Source organism: Teredinibacter waterburyi, from assembly GCF_001922985.1.
GTDB lineage: Bacteria > Pseudomonadota > Gammaproteobacteria > Pseudomonadales > Cellvibrionaceae > Teredinibacter > Teredinibacter waterburyi.
Genome location: NZ_MRUH01000022.1, coordinates 221379 through 240505, shown reverse-complemented (window position 1 = coordinate 240505; position 19127 = coordinate 221379). Strand labels below are relative to the sequence as shown.

Sequence of the window (19127 nt, the reverse complement as noted above, 5' to 3'; positions counted from 1 at the left end):
ATAAGCGACGCAAACAACGGTAAAGTAAATACGCAGCAAAAATAAGGTAAGACTAGAAATAGAGGTTTAGGCGGTGTGATGAAACAACTGGCCCACACTGGATCGTGGAGCACTAGCAGAATAGTCTAGATAGGAGTTTATATGACCGCTATCAGCGAGCCGATTACTACCCAACTGCTCCGTTTGGGTTGATCCAAAGCTTGATATGACATTGTTCTGCGCTAGGCCAAACGGCTGCTTCGCTTGCGCTGAATCTTCAGGTTCCGGTAAACCCGTCGGTGCCGAAGCCACCTCTTCTGAAGACGTAGCGGAATCCTCACGGGTAGCGTTTGACTGTTCTTGAGCGTCACTTCTCTCGACTCGTATCTCACGCTGAGCTTCTGCTTCTATCTGCACACTTTGTGCTGCCACACGGCGATCTTGCGGGGATGGCTCTGCCGGTGCCAAAGCTGCGCGTCTCACCACTTGGGCTTTACGTATGGTTTCTTCTGGCGTCGCCGCCTTACTCACATCAATGGAGACTTCACCGCCAACAGCATAGCGCACGCCATCGGGCCCACGCTCATAATCATAACTCGGTGCTCCAGCATGCTGCCCACCAACAGCGGCGTGAGCCTGTTCATGCGCACGGACCTCGCGATCACGAGCGGCTAGCTGCGCCACTTCAAGTTGCTGCTCCTGCTGCTGTCGTTTTGAATCGGCGTCTTTAGGCGCAGACTGTTCGCTAGCTGCAGCCGCATTGTTCGTTGTTTCGTTAACGCTACCGGTCGAGCGATTAGGGTTAGATGAACTAACGCCCTCTTCTGCGTCGGAGACTGAGTACGATGAGCTTGCACCAACCGCGTTGGTCTGGCGAATACTAGACAGAGAATAGGCCGGCGAGGCGTTATGTTGGGAGCGTTGAAAAGTGGATTCGCCGCTAATGTTGGAACCAAGAGGCTCAACCGGCTTATGAGAGAGGGGAGCGGAACGACCCACAGCCGCTAGCGAAAGCCCAACACTTGGGCCGCCGAGGCTTTGGTAAGCCGCTATATTAGCGTTCATGGTCTGACCAATCACATTACTAACCCGTAGGAACCCCCGCGCTCTCGACTAAATAACGGCAAGCACGAGCGTTATAATTGGCGCTTATCGCCTGCGTTGTCGGCTAGGACTTGGATCCTTGTCGACGGGGATATAGCGCAATTGTGGCTCTTCAGGTATTGAGAATAGCCAACGAAAAAATTGTCTTACCAGTTCAGGATTTAACATCAATTAGGCTCCCTAGCGTTTTGTCGGCGATTGAAACTAACTGAGCTGAAGCATCAAATACCTGCTCCTGCCGTCGCAACTCAATTAATGGTTCGACGATACTGCCACCGGAATCGGATTGAACCGAGGCCTCTACAGCTTTCAGCGGCTGACTGTCTGTGGCAGCTACTCGGTCGACGGTCTCAGACACAGGCTGTTGGCCAACGCGATTCTCGGACGTATTCGCCTGCGCTATTTCACTCGCGGAACGATGCATTTCGCGCTGAGCATTTTGCATGCCTCGCACGCCTTCATTCATAACCGAATTCAACATGGCAACTCCTCACTAAAACCCATACTTATGACTGACATTCTAGGCGGATTCTGACCAAAAAACACCCAATTTCACGGTAATAAGGCTCAAATCTAAGACCATTTAGTCGTAAGCTAAAGGTAATTTAAGGATTTTGTTTATATTCACCCCAATATTTACCCTCTAAGCACTCCAACTTACCGAGCAGGTCAAACGACAGACCTGATTTGTGTGGGGAGCTAGGATCTGAGTCTAGCTCAGGCAAGTCGTCAACAGGTGAACATTGGCACTAGCTAGCCTTGTCGGCTGCGGCCAAACCTAATAACGTCAAATCTAAACAGCTCGCCGCTTGCGCAAGATTAGCATCGTCGCTGCCGGTTAGCTCAAACACTCGCCCTAAACAGGGAGCCCCTAACTGCTGCTCAAGGGTTGTTAAATTCCCTTCTAGTTCAGGCATTTCCGAATCAATTAGGTTCGCTACCCATCCCGCCACCTGCAACCCATCGCGGCGAATCGCTTCTACAGTGAGCAAGGCATGATTCAAACAACCCAACTTCACCGCGACAACAACAATCACCGGCAGCTGCAAAGCGACAGCCAAATGCGCCATAGTGTGAGTTGCATTCAATGGCACCCTCCACCCGCCAGCACCTTCAATTAAGCACAAATCGCAGCGCGGCTGTTTAGGCGCCGGGCTCATAGCTCCTCGACAAAAACCAACCAACCGCTGCAACTGCAACGATCGTTGCTCGGCCTGCGCAGCAAGGTGTGGAGCAACAGCCGCTTTAAGCGCTACAGGATTAACCTGTTCGTAGCCAATCTTGATCGTTGCAGCTGCTTGTAAGCGCACGGCGTCGTCGTTGCGTAAACCATGCTCGGTAAGCTCACAACCCGCCGCTACCGGCTTTAATGCGAGCGTGTTCAGGCCCATAAGTTTCGCTTTTTTTAACAGCGCACAAGAAATAAAAGTTTTGCCAACATCAGTATCAGTGCCGGTTACAAAAAAACGACTCGTCATATTTCGACCTAAGGAAAATCAATTAATTAAACTAACCAATACAATTAAATATTCGGCAATCACTCACCGCTCAACGGCTAGCGTTTACGACAAAATAAATAATACACTTCGTAGCGTGCGGGCAATCCTTTATCTGGATTCATCCAGGTTGAATGATACTGTGCCTGCAACGCAAGAAAGGCCTTACGCCCCATTAAACCCGGCATGCGGCCGGAGTTAATCGTATGTGCACCAATGCCTTTTAGCTCACGCAGTAGTTCGGTGAGGTTGTGGTAGTAAAGTAGCGGTAGTTCTACCTTGTGGGCAACAATATCGAAACCGGCGGCTTTTGCTTCGTCTTTGAGGCGATCTAGAGGTAAAAATTGATTTACATGGGCGCGGCTATCAACGGCTTGCCAAGCGCTCTTTAATTCAAACAATGTCTCTGGACCAAGCGTCGAGAAACTAAACCAACCGCCAGATTTAAGTACCCGCGCGGCTTCGCAAAACAATCGCTCTGGAGATTCAGCCCACTGCACTGAAAGGCTAGACACAATACCGCTGAAAGTTTCCGCTGCAAAGGGTAAGGCTTCCATATCACCCAAATGCCAAGCTACACGTCCGTCTAGCCCCAATTCCGAAAACTTCGATTGCGCCTCAATTAACATGCCTTCGGCTAAATCTAATCCGTGTAATTCCGCACTGCTCAGCTGCTCCAACTCAAGTAATTTTTGGGTGCAGTAACCGGTGCCGCAACCAATATCTAATAGGCTGCCACTTTCAACAAGGCGATCGCCAAGGGTAAAGCTCAACAATGAATCGGCCACGCGTTTTTGCAGGCGTGCGAGCCGATCGTAATTGCGCGCGGCACCACTAAACGAGTTGGCAATTCGGCGTTTACGCTTACTGCAAACGGGCTCAGCTGTTGTTAAGAATTTTTCGATTAATTTCGCCACTTGCTGCGGCTGAGAAATATGTGCTGCGTGAGCGGTGTTTTCCAATATAACAACTTCGTGTTGTGGATTCAGTTGGGCAATGTGTTCGGCTACGGACGCCGGCACCAAGGTGTCGCCGGCTCCCAATATATGCAGCGCTGGTTGCGCCATTAAGCTGAGGTTGTGGCGATTGTCGATATCACTCAATAGCGATAACGAAAATTCCCACTGCTGCTTTTGCGACCCCTCAGGGGCGACTGATGCCGCCTGCAATTCCCGCGCAACCCATTTCGATTCGGCATCGTTCATCGCCTGCAATACCACAAACTTTTTTAAAGTTGCACTGGCGTGTCGAAAAAAATCGCTACAAAACTGTTGATAAACGTTCGCGGCCATTCCATGCGGCCAGACCTTAGAATCCAATTCCGACAACGAAATAGATTTTTCATCAATCACCGAATTGATTCCTGCATCGGTTTCAGAATTTTCGAGTGAAGCAGGTAAGGCGACGAAGTTAGGGTTAGTCGCTAGTGTTATCAATCGTCCAACTTTTTCCGGATGACGACTTGCCAGTGCGGTAGCTAAGGTGCCGCCAAGCGACCAACCAATCAAAGTACTGTCGGGTGGAATTTGGTGTATTAACCAAGCCAGCAAAGTTTCAATATCGGCGCACTGTACTTGGCTGTTACTACCGAAACCAGGCAGGTCAATTGGCAAGTATTGGTGCTCTGCAGGAAGCAAACCCAACAGCAAATCCCAGCAGCGGCTATCGCTTCCCCAGCCATGTAGTAAAACAATTGTACTCATAATGCAGCTCTCGTTCCGGTAACGGTTTTCTTGAGGTTGCTAGTCGGAATTTTGCGGTTTATCCGCACCCACTATTTGGGTCGACGACATTCGCTCTAGCGCATAGGCAAATGCAGACAAAAGCTGGTCCACCTGTTCGCTCGTGTGAGATGCCGTCAGGGTAACGCGTAAGCGCGCCGTGTTTTTCGGTACCGTAGGTGGACGAATCGCGCTTACCCAACAGGATTTATCCATAAGAAACTGCGACATATTAATCGCCTGCTGGGCATCACCGACCAACACGGGCTGAATAGGCGAGGCAGAATCCATTAAGGTCAAACCCAACCGACTACAACCTTGTCGAAACTGAGATATAAGGTCATTTAAATGCTGGCGGCGTTGATCGCCGGCTATTAATAATTCCAAACTACAGCGAGTAGCCGCGGCAATCGCTGCGGGCATTGCAGTGGTATAGATATAGGTTCGGGAAAACTGGATTAAACTTTCAATTAATGCCTCGCTGCCGGCAACGAAAGCGCCGAAGGTGCCAAATGCTTTCCCCAGTGTACCAATCAATACCGGCACTGCATTTTGATCCAAACCAAAATGACTGACACTTCCACGCCCCTGCTCGCCAATACAGCCAAACCCATGGGCGTCGTCGACTAACAGCCATGCATCGTGTCGTTCAGACATGCTCGCTAACTCAGGTAATTTGGCTAGATCGCCGTCCATACTAAATACACCGTCGGTGGCGATTAAACGCTGACCACTTTGCGAACTAGCGAGACGCTGCTGCAGATGCTGCATATCGCCGTGATTAAAGCGTGCCGATGCGGCAGACGATAACAAACCACCATCAATAAGGGATGCGTGATTGAGCTTATCCTGCAAAATGAAATCGCCTTTGCCAACCAACGCATTGATCACCCCCATGTTTGCCATATAGCCCGTGGAAAACAACAACGCTCGTTCCCGTCCAGTAAATGCGGCAAGCTCCTGCTCAAGCGCATGATGCTCTGCTGTATGACCATTCACCAGATGGGACGCGCCACTGCCAACACCAAAATTATCTGCCGCCTGTTTTAAGCGCGCCGTAACATCAGGATGATTTGCCAAGCCTAAATAATCATTGCTGCAAAAATTGAGTAGCGCTTTGCCATCAACCTTAATGTGGGTTGCCTGCGGAGATTGCACCGTTTTACGCGAGCGATATAGGTTTAGTTCCCGTCGCTGTTGTAATCGCGCCTGTAGTATCTGATCTAAATTCAAAGTCGGGCTTCTTGCGGAGTAACACCAAGGTGGGTGTAATCAATCGCGTATTTGCTACGCGAATAACAATTCATTGCCTGAGAAGCTAACCGTCCCCAAAAACGATTCGCTATTATCTGGGATTTCAGGCTCGACGAGTCGAGCCAGTATTTAACGCGATTCCTGCCACGCAAAATAACAACACTCAAGCGGTATAGACGATAGCATCCAAACAAATTTAGTACGTTAGCTAATCGGTCGCAAGAAAGCTTAACTAGCGGCGTTATAGAACACCGAGTCTAGTTGCGCTTCAGTCACCTTTTCCAATAGCGCTTCGGTTTGCTCCTGCTCAGTTTCGTGCACTTCGTGAGACTCGGGCTTGATACCTAAACGCTGAAAAAGCTGCATATCTTTGTTAGCTTCTGGGTTGGGTGTGGTCAACAACTTTTCGCCATAAAAAATCGAATTAGCGCCAGCCAAAAATGCCAGCGCTTGCATCTGATCATTCATCTCTTCACGGCCTGCGGATAACCGAACGTGGGAAGCCGGCATAAGAATACGCGCGACGGCAACGGTGCGAATAAAGTCGAATGGATCCAGCTCCGCTTGATCGGCCAGCGGCGTGCCTTCAACACGTACCAGCATATTGATGGGCACTGACTCAGGATGCTCAGCCATATTGGCCAGCTGCAATAAAAGTCCAGCGCGATCACTCTCTTCTTCCCCCATACCAACAATACCGCCGCAACAGACCTTCATGCCCGCCGCGCGAACATTAGCAAGGGTCGTGAGTCGGTCTTGGTAGGTGCGAGTCGTAATGATGTCGCCATAGAACTCTGGCGAGGTGTCGAGGTTGTGATTGTAATAGTCCAACCCAGCCGCTTTTAGATCCTGAGCCTGCTCAACATCGAGCATCCCCAAGGTCATGCAGGTCTCCATACCAAGCGCTTTAACGCCCTTCACCATATGGGTGACATAAGGCATATCTTTGCCTTTTGGCGAACGCCAAGCCGCTCCCATACAAAAACGGGTAGCGCCGCTGGCTTTGGCCGCCTTAGCCTCTTCAATCACCTTATCGACAGCCATCAGTTTTTCGCGCTCTAAACCGGTATCGTAGCGAGCGCTCTGCGGGCAATAGGCGCAGTCTTCTGGGCAGGCACCGGTTTTAATCGAGCACAGGGTACTGACTTGTACCTCATTGGGATTAAAGTACTGACGATGCAGAGTTTGCGCCTGAAAGAGTAAATCGTTGAACGGTTGTGAAAACAGCGCTTCTACCTCTGCGCGAGTCCAGTCGTTGCGGATTGCGCCTGACATTGAGCCTGTAGAAGTAGCGGCGTTAGCTGTTGTGGCTGGAGCACCTATCATTGAAAATCCTCTGCATCGGGTAAAGTTGTCAACCAAGTTGAGATTTTAAGGTTTACTACTCTAGACAACAAGCCGCAATTTTCGAACTGAGCGCCTTCCCTCCTCAATGACGCTACCAAGTCTCGAATGAGTCGCCCTTAGAAAGCACCGCTGGTACACTTATTTTCCTCGCCGATTTCAGCTACAAACTAGCGGCAAAGGAAGATTAACAATGGATGTTAAGGACTAAAAGAGACACAAAGCCTATGGATTGGCATCGAGAACTTAGCTACGCACTTAGCCGCGCGACATCGCATGAGCGACACTCGCGCAAACTAGGCCAACTCAAAACCAGCTTAGCCAACCTGCTGCTACACAACCACTGCCTGCTCTGCGGCGCTTCGGCCAGTGCGCTTTTGTGTAGCCCCTGTATCGAAGAACTCCCGCTAAACACTAACAGCTGTCAGCGTTGCGACCTACCTCTGGTGAATGGAGTTCTATGTGGAGAATGCTTAACTCGGTCACCGAGTTTTGAGCGCGCTATTTGCGCCTTCGAATACAATGCCACGATTAGCCACCTAATAAATAGACTTAAACACCGCAACACCCCCTCTGTAGGCCACTTTTTGGCAGACTTCCTCGCCGAGAAAATCCGCCTAGAAATAGCCCAAATTGGCGCGCTCGACCTACTCGTTCCCGTGCCGCTCTACTGGCGTGACCAGCGCCGCCGCGGCTACAATCAGGCCGCGGTTATAACGGCACAACTGTCGCAAAAATTGCAGATTCCGGTTATTCATGCGCTTAGTAAACCGCGGCCACGCGCCCATCAGCAACAGCTTTCACGAGCGCAACGCTTACGCGATATTCGCGGCGTATTCACCACTACGGAGACACTTAGCGGCGTGCATGTCGGCTTGGTCGACGACGTTATTACCACTGGAGCAACTGTAGAAGCGATTAGCTCACAACTTATCGCTGCTGGTGCGGCAAGCGTTACGGTGTTCGCACTAGCTCGCACTCCTAAAGACAGATAGACTGCAACGCCCAACGCGAGTATGACTCAATGACCGACACGCCCTTTGAAAATCTAACGCCCGATTTTGTGATCGATGCGATTGAGAGCCACGGCTACCTGTCGGATTTAAGAGTTTTCCCACTCAATAGCTATGAGAACCGCGTCTATCAATTTGGCATAGAAGGCGGCGACCCACTAATCGCTAAGTTTTACCGCCCAAACCGTTGGAGCGAAGCGCAAATACGTGAAGAACACGCATTTTCGTTAGCCTTGGCAGAACTGGAGATTCCGGTCATTCCTCCGAACAGCAATGCCGAGGGCGAAACCTTGTTCACCTACGGCGAGCACCGATTTTCGCTCTACCCAAGACGCGGCGGCCAAGCGCCAGAGCTAAGCGACCTAGACACCCTATATCGCTTAGGCCAGTGTATTGGCCGAATTCATAACGTCGGAAAAATAACCCCCTTTGTACACCGCCCAGCGGTAGATTTACAAAGCTATGGAATCGACAGTCGTACCTATTTATTAAAGCAAGAATTCATTCCGAAAAATCTTATCGAGGCCTATAGCTCGCTAACTGAACATCTGATCGAAAAAATGCAAGAAATTCTGACGAACGCCAGCTACGAAAGCATTCGTTTGCATGGCGACTGTCACCCAGGCAATATTTTGGAGCGACCAGACTCGCTTTATATCGTTGACCTAGATGATGCTCGCAATGGTCCGGCTGTACAGGATATTTGGATGCTGATTTCCGGCGAAGCTAACCAACGTAATATTCAGCTAGAGACGATTCTTGAGGGTTATGAAGAGTTTTGCGAATTTAATTACAGCGAATTGGTATTAATAGAAACCTTGCGCACGCTACGCTTGATGCACTATGCCGCATGGCTGGCGCGACGCTGGCACGACCCAGCCTTCCCTCTAGCCTTTCCTTGGTTTAACAGCGAACGCTATTGGTCTGAACACATTCAAGAACTGCGCGAACAAATGTTCGCGCTAGATCAACCAACGCTAACAGGAAAAAGTTATTAGCCGCATACCAAGTATCGCGGCAATAACGCTCTCCTACGGAGAATGACTCGGCTTTGGCGCTTCAGCTTGCACACCTATGCAGCTGGCAATTCAGCCTCGGCGAGCTCTCGGTAAACTTCGGCATAAAATTGCGCCAACACGTCGGGAGCCTCCTCCAGAAACTGATCAATATTACGCAGCCCTGGTGTCTCGTTCTTTTCCTTTGCGCAAAACTCTTTGGCTGCTCGCTCTACAATATCGCCTAAGTTTAGCGCCGCCGTAAACATAACCTTCGGGTAGGCATCGCAAAACAAAGTAAATGCCAGCAAGGCTTCTACAACTGCGCTTTTAAAGTAGGGTGGATGAATATGTGATAGAGAATCGTCCACCAAGCGCGCAAAAATTTCTTCGCCCGAGGTCATCGAACTACGAACCAACGCGCAGTCAATCACACACTGCTGATTACTAGCATCGCCAATAATCAAATAATTTGCATGACCGAGGCTCTGCCAAATTTTCTCCAAAAACTCACGCTCCAAGCTTAGCACTACCCCCCGCTCAGAGCGCCACTCAAACCAATCGATATCAATTGCATCATCACCATCGCCGCTACCGCGTCGCAGGGCGCTATCTGCAATCGAAAACTGCTTGCGCTTTTGCATGGAGAATATACTACGCTGTGACGTTAGAATATTTTCGATCGCCTCCAAAATAGCATCAGGGCCTATGACAGAAACAGCTTCGATCAAATCGGCATCAGTCTTCGGTGCGGCATGCTTCCCGCACAAGCGCAATAAATTGTGTAAATGTATCGACCGCAAGCCTTCAAACACACGAGGCTTGGTGCGATGCAATACACCCACGGCTTCAAATATTTCCTGCAGCAAACACAACTCGACACCACTCGAACTTGCTTCTCTCAAGGTTTCCACAATTTGCTGATTGGAAAGGTGTCCCGGCAAACCAAACTCGTGATTTTTATCAGCTCCCACAATTATAGTGAAGTGGCCAGCCGACAACACCGAGAGATAATCGGCTAAATCTGTATGACCCCGCCCTAAAAGCACAAATGCCAAGCGCGCTAAACGCCATTGCCCCTGAACGTAACCAAACTCATAAACTTGCTCGAACAAGTGTTTCATTGATAGATGTGAATTTTTTGCGCTAATCGGATATTTAAGCGGGTACTTTGTTGCTATGTCACTTAAGGCAGCGCAATTCTCCATCTCGCTTTTACCAAGCGCTTTAATAAAGTTGGCTGCAAATTCATCCCACTCACTTGTGTCCGCCAGCTCCCGTCGCTCTTCCTCTTGGATAGGCGTAATACAAATATCCGGTGCAAACAATCTATTTTCACGCGACGCTAAATAGGCAAGATTTGCCGACGCGTAACCAATATTTTCATCTTCTGTTCGCAACTGATAATTACGCAAACAGTTATAGAGCACCTTCGCATCTGCCGACTCGCAAAGTTTGTCGGTCATCATAAAGGTAAAGACCGCGACATCACGATTAAGCCAATGCTTGCGAATATGGTCGATTTCTTTTTTTACTAAGCGACTAACTAAGCGCGCATCGTGCATTCGATAATCTTCGGCTCCACTTTGAATCCAAGACAGGCACAGAAAACGATTACCGTTAATTTTGTAAGTTTGCGACGTCGCGAGGCTTTGTAAACGTCGACGTGGCCGGCCAGACAAACCAAGCGCTTGGTTAGCGCCAACCTTTGCATAGGCTTCAACCAAATGCGGCGCGGAGATAACCTTCAACGGGAAAATATCCCCTATCGACTCAGCAATAACACCGTTCGCGGCAAGCTTCTGCTTTACTTGGTCACTTTCCGCCAACACCACTAGCGCCACTTGCGAGCGATTAAACTTTGTCGTTCGCTGGCGCAACTTAACGCGATCCAAGTTGGCCGCATCAATAAAGCCTTCGTCGATTAGCAATGCTGTGTAGTAGAGGCTCTGCGCCCAAACTAATGGCAGGTTTTCGTTCGGTACGCGTGGCTGCGAACGCGGGTTGCGCTTTTCTTCGGCGATATGTTCACGCTCTAAATAGAAAAGCTCTGGAATCAAGCTAACCCCATCGCGCTCGACCATAAGACGTTCGATTTTTTTACGGTAGTGTTTCGCCGTAGCGGGATTGCCGCGAAACAATGCGTTGATATAAAGATAACAATAAAATAGCGGCCATTCAGATTCTATATGCTCAAAGCCTGCCAGTTCAGAATGTTCGTAGTGCAAACGATTATGATCTTCCAACTCGGTTTGGTGACCATCCCAAAGGAAGCGTTTTAATCCGTAGTTACCACCCAGTTTTTTTAAGATCTGATCGCGCGTTTCATTTACCAGCTCTTCGTTGCCGACGGCAAATGCCGGAAACCCAATCACGCTCAAAAGTGCGCTATCGACCTCTTTAGACAAAGACTCGCGCGGCAACAAAGACCCCAAACTAATACGGGCGAGCGAAATTGCATCGGTAACTGTATGTACGATCGCCCGCTCCGAAGCATTGGGGCCAAACAAGTTAAACCCATCTAACGCCTGCAGGGCCGCCTTCGCCATACCCAATGAGCTGGCGTTAATTTCTGGCTTACCATTATTGATTTTGTTGCCGCGCTCCCAAATGCCGTAGTCGGCGGTGCGATAGGCGCTGGCAATGTAATAGGTGAGGTTTTGAACAAAGTCGACTTCATCGTAGGTTAGAATGATCCGTAAACCCGATGCCGACATCTGCGCCAACATCAGCAAAAAAAGCGAGGTAGCATCCAGCTGCAGGTGCCCCCATGCATCATCGGCAACGACCGTAAGCCCCGTAGCCGTGTCGTATTTAGCGTGCAATGAATCCGCAGGATCGAGAGTATGCTTGAAGGTTTCCACCTTGTCCGCTTGGCGCATCATCGATTGCAACAAACCGCGCATTAACTTGATCGTCGCCTGCTCCAACTCATCGCCACGAATAGCATCACCAGAGCGCTTAAATGCCAAACACAAAGCCCATGGCGCGATAATCGAATAGACGTTATCGCGCACCCATGCGTCGGTGTAGTCGCCGTGGTTATTGACCGCGGTACTGGCGGGAAGCAACCCCGTTACCGGGTGTTGACGAGAAAGAATGACCAGTTTTACCTCGCGGTAAATTTTTTCCAACATCTGATTTTTAGGCATAGATTTCCGTCAATCGAAGAGATAACAAAAGAAGTACAGCACAAGCGCTTTACACCTTTGTGGCTAGCGGCTTGGCAGTATAGGTAGTTTGGTAGCCAATATAGCCGATGTCTACAAGCAGAGTTCGCGCCAACTGGATTAATAGAGGTCATTCTAGCGCATCATTTACAGCGCATTTAGATTCGGCCTAGAAACACACAAAATTAACGCTATAACGCGGCTCAATCCCCCAGTCAACAGTGTAAAGTTCGACCCACTATTATCCGTGTGCATTTTGCTTGCAAACACTTTAATTGCAAGCGCACAGAGGGTCGCGTCACAAAAAAATTTTATTCCCGTCCCCCGAAGTGGTAAAGTTGCTCCCCGAATTTGCAGCCAAACCAATCCAAAAAGAGCGACTTTTCGTCAATATCGCCGAAAACAATGCAAATTTTCGCGAAAACTTCGCATTCTGGGCAGAAGCGGCTCTATCACCTTTGTGTAACGCTCGCTGTAACGCCTAAAGAAAATGACCGCTCAATCCCTTGTAACCTTCAATAGATAATGATTTTACCTATGAAAGAACTCTCTGATATCGGCCTAGTAGGCCTTGCCGTAATGGGCGAAAACCTAATTCTTAACATGGCGAGCAAGGGTTACACTGTGACCGCCTACAATCGCTCCACCGAAAAAGTTGACGCCTTTATGGCGGGTCGCGCTGCAGGTAAAAGCATCCGCGGTGCTCACTCAGTAGAAGAGCTAGTCAAGAGTCTCGCAAAACCCCGCAAAATTATGTTGATGGTTAAAGCTGGCGCGCCCGTCGATTCGTTTATTGAACAATTGATCCCGCACCTAGACAAGGGCGACATCATTATTGATGGCGGCAACACCCATTTCCCTGACACAAATCGACGCGTAGAACTCTGCGAAAGCAAGGGTTTGCTCTTCGTTGGTGCAGGCGTATCCGGTGGTGAAGAAGGCGCACTAACAGGCCCTTCGATTATGCCGGGCGGATCAAAAGCCGCTTGGGAATCCGTTAAGCCTATTTTCCAAGGCATTTCCGCCAAAGTAGACGACGGCACCCCTTGCTGCGATTGGGTTGGCGAAAATGGCGCAGGCCATTTTGTAAAAATGGTTCACAACGGCATTGAGTACGGCGACATGCAGCTTATCTGTGAAGCCTATCAGGTGATGAAAGATCTGTTGGGCATGAGTGCCGACGACATGCATGAGGTTTTCGCCGAGTGGAATGAAGGCGAGCTAGACAGCTATCTCACCGAAATCACCCGCGACATTTTAAAAACCAAAGATGAAGACGGCGCTCCGCTGGTCGACAAAATCTTGGACACTGCGGGTCAAAAAGGCACAGGCAAGTGGACTGGTGTTGCCGCATTAGAAATGGGCGTGCCATTAACCTTGATTGGCGAAGCTGTATTTGCCCGCTGTTTATCAGCGCAAAAAGAAGAGCGTGTCGAAGCGTCCAAAGTGATTAGCGGCCCAACCCCTAGTTTCGACGGCGACAAGAAAGCCTTTATCGAAGACCTGCGCAACGCACTTTTCGCAGCCAAAATCGTCTCCTACGCACAGGGTTACGTGTTGATGCGTGAAGCGGCTAACGAGTATGGCTGGGAGCTCAACAATGGCGGTATCGCCCTTATGTGGCGTGGCGGCTGTATTATTCGCTCGGCGTTCCTTGGCAATATCAAAGAAGCCTTCGATAACAACCCAGCGCTTAAGAACCTGTTGCTAGACCCTTACTTCCAGCAGCGAGTTGAAGCCGCACAAGCGGGTTGGCGTCGTGTTGTAGCCGCAGCCACTATTAACGGTATTCCAGCGCCTACGCTTACTTCGGCCTTGTCGTACTTCGACGGTTACCGCACCGCGCGCCTACCCGCCAACCTACTTCAAGCACAGCGCGATTTCTTTGGAGCCCATACCTACGAGCGTACCGACAAACCACGCGGTGAGTTTTTCCATACCAACTGGACCGGCCGCGGCGGAGACACCTCCTCCTCCACCTACAACGCGTAAGCGCTTAAAACCGGTTCAAGTAAGTCTCGAAAAGCCCGCCTAATGCGGGTTTTTTTATTCATCAATTTTCATCTGTACTTGTCTTTCTCGGCCAATACCGGTATCAACAATTCAGCCATATAAGAGCTGGCGTTTAATTTGCAGGAATCAAGATAATGTGTGCATTAAGATATAAATCATATCGGCTTGCGCACAATCTCGGTGCGGTTATTTTAATCGCACCGTAATATCACCGCTATTTTGTAATTTTACGTGTCATACACCTATGCGATTTTCATTAAACCTACTCCAGTTCAAAGAAAGGGTTTCGTACTAGGTTCACCATAGCGTGTGAAGTCAGAATTACTTTAGCGAATCTACGGAGAACGCATCAATGAGAAAACAAAACCACCTGTCACTTGCCGTTAGGGCAGCCCTATTGGGTTTAGCCAGTTCCAGTTTACTAGCACCACATAGTTTCGCTCAGGACGACGACGGCAATTCCGATAAGCTTGAAGAAATGGTCGTTACTGGGTCGCACATTAAGCGATCCGAATTCCAGCAGGGTTCACAAGTAGTCGGTATCGACAGGACCGAAATAGACGCGCTGGGCAGCCTGATGGTTGCCGATGTACTGCGAAGTTCTCCACTCAACTCCTACGGCTCTTTCAGCGAGCGCTCCGGCAGCTCGGCACAGTCTAACGCCACGATAAATTTACGTGGCCTTGGCGACGAACGTACCCTAGTAACCATCGACGGTCGCCGCATGGTTGGCTCCCCCAACCTTGGCGCCGCAGTAATCAACGTTAACATGATCCCTATGGCGGCTGTAGAGCGCGTCGACATACTCGCTGATGGCGCCTCCGCCGTTTACGGTTCAGACGCCGTAGCCGGTGTGGTCAATATGATGATGCGTAAAAACGTTGACGGCATCGAGTTTAGCGCACGCTACGGCGACCGCAGTAATGACGACGGCTCTGAACACTCCTTAAGCCTTGTTGGCGGCATTGACGGCGACAAAGGCAACGTGACTTTTGCTATTGAAAGCAGCCACCGAGATCCAATTTGGGACCGCGACCGTGAGTACACAGCTCCCTGGACAAGAGACACCGAGGGCGATGGTGTTATCGATGCTTATGTCGACACCGATGGCTATTCTATTTACGGTGCATCCATCGCTATTTGGGATCCAAACACCGAGTATGATCGCATTCAAGCCGCCACCAGTTGCCAAGAGGGCAACGGTTTTCTCGGCGTGGTCGATGCCGATATCGATTGGCTAGCACCTTCCGACCTTAACGAAAATACCTATTGTATGTATGGCTATGCCGATGTTTCGGCCAACAAGGCTGAGCTCGACAAGCTCAGCACCTATGTAAATGTTGATTACCAGATTAACGACAACATGGATTTTTACATGACCTCCATCGCCTCGCGCGTTGAGTCATTTGGTCGTTTTGCTCCACCTGCGGCGAGCTGGGACGATATGCCCGCCGACTACCCCGATGTTCCCTTCGATATTGATGCGCTACTCGATGCCGGTACTATTACCGAAGACTACGAACTCACCGGCTACTATCGCTGGACCAACATAGGCCCGCGCGATAACTATGTTACCGACACCCAGTTTGATGTCTCTATGGGATTAAAAGGCGATATTAACGAAAATATTAGTTACGACGTGTACTTACAAAACAGCCAGTACGATGTAAAAGAATACGGCTATTACTACCTCTCGTATCCCGGCTTGGACTATGTAATGTCACAGGGTATCGACCCCTTCTCGGAAGAGGGTGCTGGCGCCATGAGTGCCACCACAACCCAAGACAACTACACCAAAATGTTTAAGAGCTATGGCCAACTGCAATTTGGTGTTGGCGACCTACTCGGCGCTGGCGAAGCTATTGTCGTTACCGGTGTAGAAAACATTTCCATGACGTACCAAAACAAATACGACCGCGCCTCCGAAACCGGCTTTGTTGGCGGTAGCTCGGGCAACTCCTCCACAGGCGATCGCGAAATCCTAGCACTGTTTAGCGAAATCTTATTACCGGTTACCGAGGGCGTCGAAGTTAATGCTGCATTACGTTACGACTCCTACAGCGACTACGGCACATCGGTATCGCCAACCCTCAGTGTTAGTTGGGTGGTGACAGACGATATCGTCCTGCGTTCTAGAATTGGTCAGGGCTTCCGCGCACCCGGCCTAGATGAGCTTTACGGCCCCGCCTCCTTCTCGGCAGAATCCGCGTCCGACCAACTTGGCTGCTCGCTAAACGATATTGCACCTGAAGACTGTGGTAGCTCGCAATACGATACCTACTTCGAAACCAGCAAAGATCTCGATGCAGAAACATCGGAATCGTTCAGTATGGGTATGAATTGGGAGGCCAACTCAAATATTACCCTCGACCTAAGCTACTGGTTAATTACCATCGACGATAAAATCAGCCAGCCGCAAACGCAGGATGTTTTCGACGCTGAAATTGCTGGCTTTGACTTCAGCCAAACACCCGGCACCTATGTTGACCGCTCAGGAGGCAAGCCGATTGTTTACAGCCGCTATATGAACGAGGGTACGCTCGAAGCCAGCGGTTTGGATATGCAACTTGATGCGAGTATGGATACCAAATACGGCCACCTGGGTTCAAACCTCTTGTTAACCCAATCCCTAAGCTACAAGCAGCCCATTTATGTTGGCGGCCCCACGCAGGAAACCAAGGGGTTTAACCTGCAGCCAAAAACCAAAGCGCAATTGGCTTTAAACTGGAGCTTGGGTCAGAACCGCGTTGATTTTATTATCGACTATGTTGGCGGTTCAGGCCTGCAAGATACCATCGAGTTTGTTGACCCGGCTGATGCAACTCAAGGTACTAAACGTGTGACCACCAGCGAAAAACTCGACAGCTGGACCACCATGAACCTGTCTTACAGCTATGACGCGTCACAATACGGCACGATCAAACTCGGCGGACGCAACATCACCAATGAAGACCCCGTGTTAGACCGTAATGGTAAGTTCGATGAAACTCATTACGATCTTTACGATGCCACAGGCCGTGTGTTTTACTTGGAATACACATTAAAACTGTAGTGTTTTATTCGGCCAGTTAATGGCCCTTGCCGTTCGGGGATCGACTAATTTAATGTGCTAAAGGTAGTCGATCCCTGACATTAAATATCAACGTAAAACACCAAAATAAAAAAGGCGAACCTTATTTAAGGGTTCGCCTTTTTTATTGCCTAGCAATCAACAACGTTTTTAACAGCTCGTTTTCATTCGTTTTGCGACTAGGCCTTTATGGTTAATAACCTTTTAAGCACAGTAAAAATTAAAGCCAATATTTAAAATGCCCACAAGACACCAACATTAAAGATACTTTGCTTTTGGCTCGCGCTATACACAACCCCTTCAGATTCTATTGTTTCGTCGTAGTTTCTTATTTTAAAGGTTGTGTTAAACGCGAGATTTTTTGCGAGCGGAATTTGCCAGCTAACGCCGTAGTTTAAACCATCCGCTTTACCTTCATAATCGCCGACCAGATCGGAAAAGTTTCCTGTAGTACTTTCAACTGCAGTATCAGTAACGGTATCTTCGGTGGTTGTATCCTCCGTTGTAGTATCGCCGGCTGTCGTGTCACCATCTGTATCGGTGCAGGCATCACCTTCACAGGTCGCTGCTAGCGAGATAAAACGGTTGTCGGTATCCAGCTTGTTGTACTCAACACTCAAGGTTAAAACACCTAGCGCTCCCATATTCATGCTGTAACCCAAGCCCGCAAAATAGCCAGACTTGTTAAAACTCTCACTGCCAATTCTGGCCGCAGCATCATCGCGACCAATATAGTCCACCGCCGTCTCGCCCTTTTTGTAGCCCGCATACCAATTCATATTACTTGAGGAACGATAACCCAACATAACTTCCATATCGGTGTTTTTAAGTGACCCAGCGGCATCGCCTTGCACCACACCCTCTTCCGCCAAGGTCGTTGAATATGAACCGGCCAAATACGAGCTACCGTGGGATGACTGCGCCGAATAGGTATAACTTGGCACCGTTACTACAGAATCCAGCCGCGCTGGCATTGATATGCGTGAATAGCCCATTGCGACCTCGGCGAGAATCGCCTCATTGGTTGGCTTTTTATCTAAGGCCAACACGGTCGTTGGGGTGATCATAGCCGCAGCAACGGCTACTAGTCTGTACAGTTTTCTGTTGTTCATTCACAGCCTCAAATTAGGATGGTTAGATCGCACAGGTTGATGTTGTTATGGTGCCAGGCATTATTTCAGATGCCTTCAGCCATTAGTATCGAATAATGTCACAATTGACGCCTACAACTGATAGCACTAGCCAGCCCTGCTGTGGCAAACTCCCCGCCTAAAATACCCCGTGCTCAGCAGGCTGATAAAGTCGCTCCGAGCTAGACCCAGCGCGAACCCTCCCAAGGAGCCTTAATCATGCAATTGTTTTATAGCACCACCTCCCCCGCCGCTCGTAAAGTTATGATGCTGCTGCGCATCACCAAGCAACTGGCAAACATTGAGCTGGTGAAAACCAACTTTGAAAGCGAAGAACTGCGCAAGCTAAACCCGCTGGGCAAAATTCCGGCCTTGGTAGATGCAGATCTCACCCTGTGCGACAGCACCCTGATATGCGAATACCTGGACGAGCTCTACGTAGTGGCAGGTAACGACAGCCTCTATTGCGGCAAAGAAGACTACTACTACGACGTATTGGCGGCCCACGCCCTCGCCAACGGCCTGATTGAAGCTGCGGTAAATACCGTGATGGAAAATCGCCGTGAAACAGAACAATCCGATTATTGGTTGAGCCGCTGGAAAACAGCCCTAGCAACCGGCATCAAGCACATCAATATGGAGATGATCGGTAGCGCCAAAAAGCCCAACATCGCCACCATTGCTATGGTCGCCGCCTTGGGATACCTAGACTTTCGCCTCGACCACTACCAATGGCGCAACTGGAACCCAGCACTAGCCGAGTGGTACAGCACCCTAGAAAACAAAGCTTGGGTAAAGGAAACTGCACCGCAGGCCTAAAGCTCGGTATGATTAGCAC

At 49.6% G+C, this 19127-nt stretch carries 13 protein-coding genes; 5 read left to right on the top strand and 8 right to left on the bottom strand.

The features are described 5' to 3' along the window. Positions 1-66 precede the first annotated feature (66 nt). From IDZ20_RS03990 to bioB, 6 genes are all read right to left on the bottom strand, one after another. The gene (locus IDZ20_RS03990; protein WP_188150124.1) at positions 67-1044 is read right to left on the bottom strand and encodes a putative metalloprotease CJM1_0395 family protein; all 978 of its coding nucleotides are present in this window, start codon (positions 1042-1044) and stop codon (positions 67-69) included. A 193-nt stretch (positions 1045-1237) separates the two neighbouring features. Next, complete coding sequence (locus IDZ20_RS03985) at positions 1238-1564, bottom strand: hypothetical protein (protein ID WP_188150123.1); 327 nt, start codon at positions 1562-1564, stop codon at positions 1238-1240. Positions 1565-1832: 268 nt separating this feature from the next. After that, on the bottom strand, positions 1833-2561 hold the full coding sequence (bioD, locus tag IDZ20_RS03980; RefSeq protein WP_188150122.1) for a dethiobiotin synthase: 729 nt from the start codon (positions 2559-2561) through the stop codon (positions 1833-1835). 77 nt (positions 2562-2638) lie between these two features. Beyond that, positions 2639-4282 (bottom strand): malonyl-ACP O-methyltransferase BioC, encoded by a 1644-nt coding sequence (gene bioC / locus IDZ20_RS03975; RefSeq protein ID WP_188150121.1) that lies wholly within the window; start codon positions 4280-4282, stop codon positions 2639-2641. Positions 4283-4321: 39 nt separating this feature from the next. Continuing rightward, positions 4322-5533, bottom strand: a complete 1212-nt coding sequence (gene bioF, locus IDZ20_RS03970) for an 8-amino-7-oxononanoate synthase (RefSeq protein WP_188150120.1) — start codon at positions 5531-5533, stop codon at positions 4322-4324. A gap of 249 nt (positions 5534-5782) precedes the next feature. Continuing rightward, positions 5783-6829, bottom strand: a complete 1047-nt coding sequence (gene bioB, locus IDZ20_RS03965) for a biotin synthase BioB (protein ID WP_188150257.1) — start codon at positions 6827-6829, stop codon at positions 5783-5785. Between the two features lie 296 nt (positions 6830-7125). Here bioB and IDZ20_RS03960 point away from each other — a divergent pair, with 296 nt between their 5' ends. Then, on the top strand, positions 7126-7893 hold the full coding sequence (locus IDZ20_RS03960) for a ComFC family protein (protein ID WP_188150119.1): 768 nt from the start codon (positions 7126-7128) through the stop codon (positions 7891-7893). Between the two features lie 29 nt (positions 7894-7922). Continuing rightward, entirely contained in the window at positions 7923-8909 is a 987-nt protein-coding gene (locus tag IDZ20_RS03955; RefSeq protein WP_188150118.1) for a serine/threonine protein kinase, read from the top strand. Between the two features lie 74 nt (positions 8910-8983). Here the strand turns inward: IDZ20_RS03955 and IDZ20_RS03950 are convergent, their stop codons facing one another. Continuing rightward, positions 8984-12058, bottom strand: coding sequence for a phosphorylase b kinase regulatory subunit alpha/beta (locus tag IDZ20_RS03950; RefSeq protein WP_188150117.1), 3075 nt, complete (start codon positions 12056-12058; stop codon positions 8984-8986). A 555-nt stretch (positions 12059-12613) separates the two neighbouring features. On the opposite strand from IDZ20_RS03950, the gene gnd reads away from it, so the two are divergent. Then, positions 12614-14068, top strand: coding sequence for a decarboxylating NADP(+)-dependent phosphogluconate dehydrogenase (gene gnd, locus IDZ20_RS03945; protein ID WP_188150116.1), 1455 nt, complete (start codon positions 12614-12616; stop codon positions 14066-14068). A 373-nt stretch (positions 14069-14441) separates the two neighbouring features. Next, positions 14442-17141 (top strand): TonB-dependent receptor plug domain-containing protein, encoded by a 2700-nt coding sequence (locus IDZ20_RS03940; protein ID WP_188150115.1) that lies wholly within the window; start codon positions 14442-14444, stop codon positions 17139-17141. A gap of 251 nt (positions 17142-17392) precedes the next feature. Here IDZ20_RS03940 and IDZ20_RS03935 read toward each other — a convergent pair whose 3' ends face one another. Then, positions 17393-18271, bottom strand: a complete 879-nt coding sequence (locus tag IDZ20_RS03935; protein WP_188150114.1) for a hypothetical protein — start codon at positions 18269-18271, stop codon at positions 17393-17395. Positions 18272-18508: 237 nt separating this feature from the next. Between IDZ20_RS03935 and IDZ20_RS03930 the strand changes: the two genes are divergently transcribed. Beyond that, positions 18509-19108 carry a glutathione S-transferase family protein gene (locus IDZ20_RS03930; protein ID WP_188150113.1) on the top strand — a complete coding sequence of 200 codons (600 nt, stop codon included), beginning with the start codon at positions 18509-18511 and terminating at the stop codon, positions 19106-19108. Positions 19109-19127: the final 19 nt, after the last annotated feature.

Bases quoted from the DNA above. Each gene is read 5' to 3' on its own strand.
- gnd (WP_188150116.1), top strand. From the start codon at position 12,614: ATGAAAGAACTCTCTGATATCGGCCTAGTAGGCCTTGCCGTAATGGGC.
- bioB (WP_188150257.1), bottom strand. From the start codon at position 6,829: ATGTCAGGCGCAATCCGCAACGACTGGACTCGCGCAGAGGTAGAAGCG.
- IDZ20_RS03950 (WP_188150117.1), bottom strand. From the start codon at position 12,058: ATGCCTAAAAATCAGATGTTGGAAAAAATTTACCGCGAGGTAAAACTG.
- IDZ20_RS03990 (WP_188150124.1), bottom strand. From the start codon at position 1,044: ATGAACGCTAATATAGCGGCTTACCAAAGCCTCGGCGGCCCAAGTGTT.
- IDZ20_RS03985 (WP_188150123.1), bottom strand. From the start codon at position 1,564: ATGTTGAATTCGGTTATGAATGAAGGCGTGCGAGGCATGCAAAATGCT.
- IDZ20_RS03960 (WP_188150119.1), top strand. From the start codon at position 7,126: ATGGATTGGCATCGAGAACTTAGCTACGCACTTAGCCGCGCGACATCG.
- IDZ20_RS03930 (WP_188150113.1), top strand. From the start codon at position 18,509: ATGCAATTGTTTTATAGCACCACCTCCCCCGCCGCTCGTAAAGTTATG.
- IDZ20_RS03935 (WP_188150114.1), bottom strand. From the start codon at position 18,271: ATGAACAACAGAAAACTGTACAGACTAGTAGCCGTTGCTGCGGCTATG.
- bioD (WP_188150122.1), bottom strand. From the start codon at position 2,561: ATGACGAGTCGTTTTTTTGTAACCGGCACTGATACTGATGTTGGCAAA.
- bioC (WP_188150121.1), bottom strand. From the start codon at position 4,282: ATGAGTACAATTGTTTTACTACATGGCTGGGGAAGCGATAGCCGCTGC.
- IDZ20_RS03955 (WP_188150118.1), top strand. From the start codon at position 7,923: ATGACCGACACGCCCTTTGAAAATCTAACGCCCGATTTTGTGATCGAT.
- IDZ20_RS03940 (WP_188150115.1), top strand. From the start codon at position 14,442: ATGAGAAAACAAAACCACCTGTCACTTGCCGTTAGGGCAGCCCTATTG.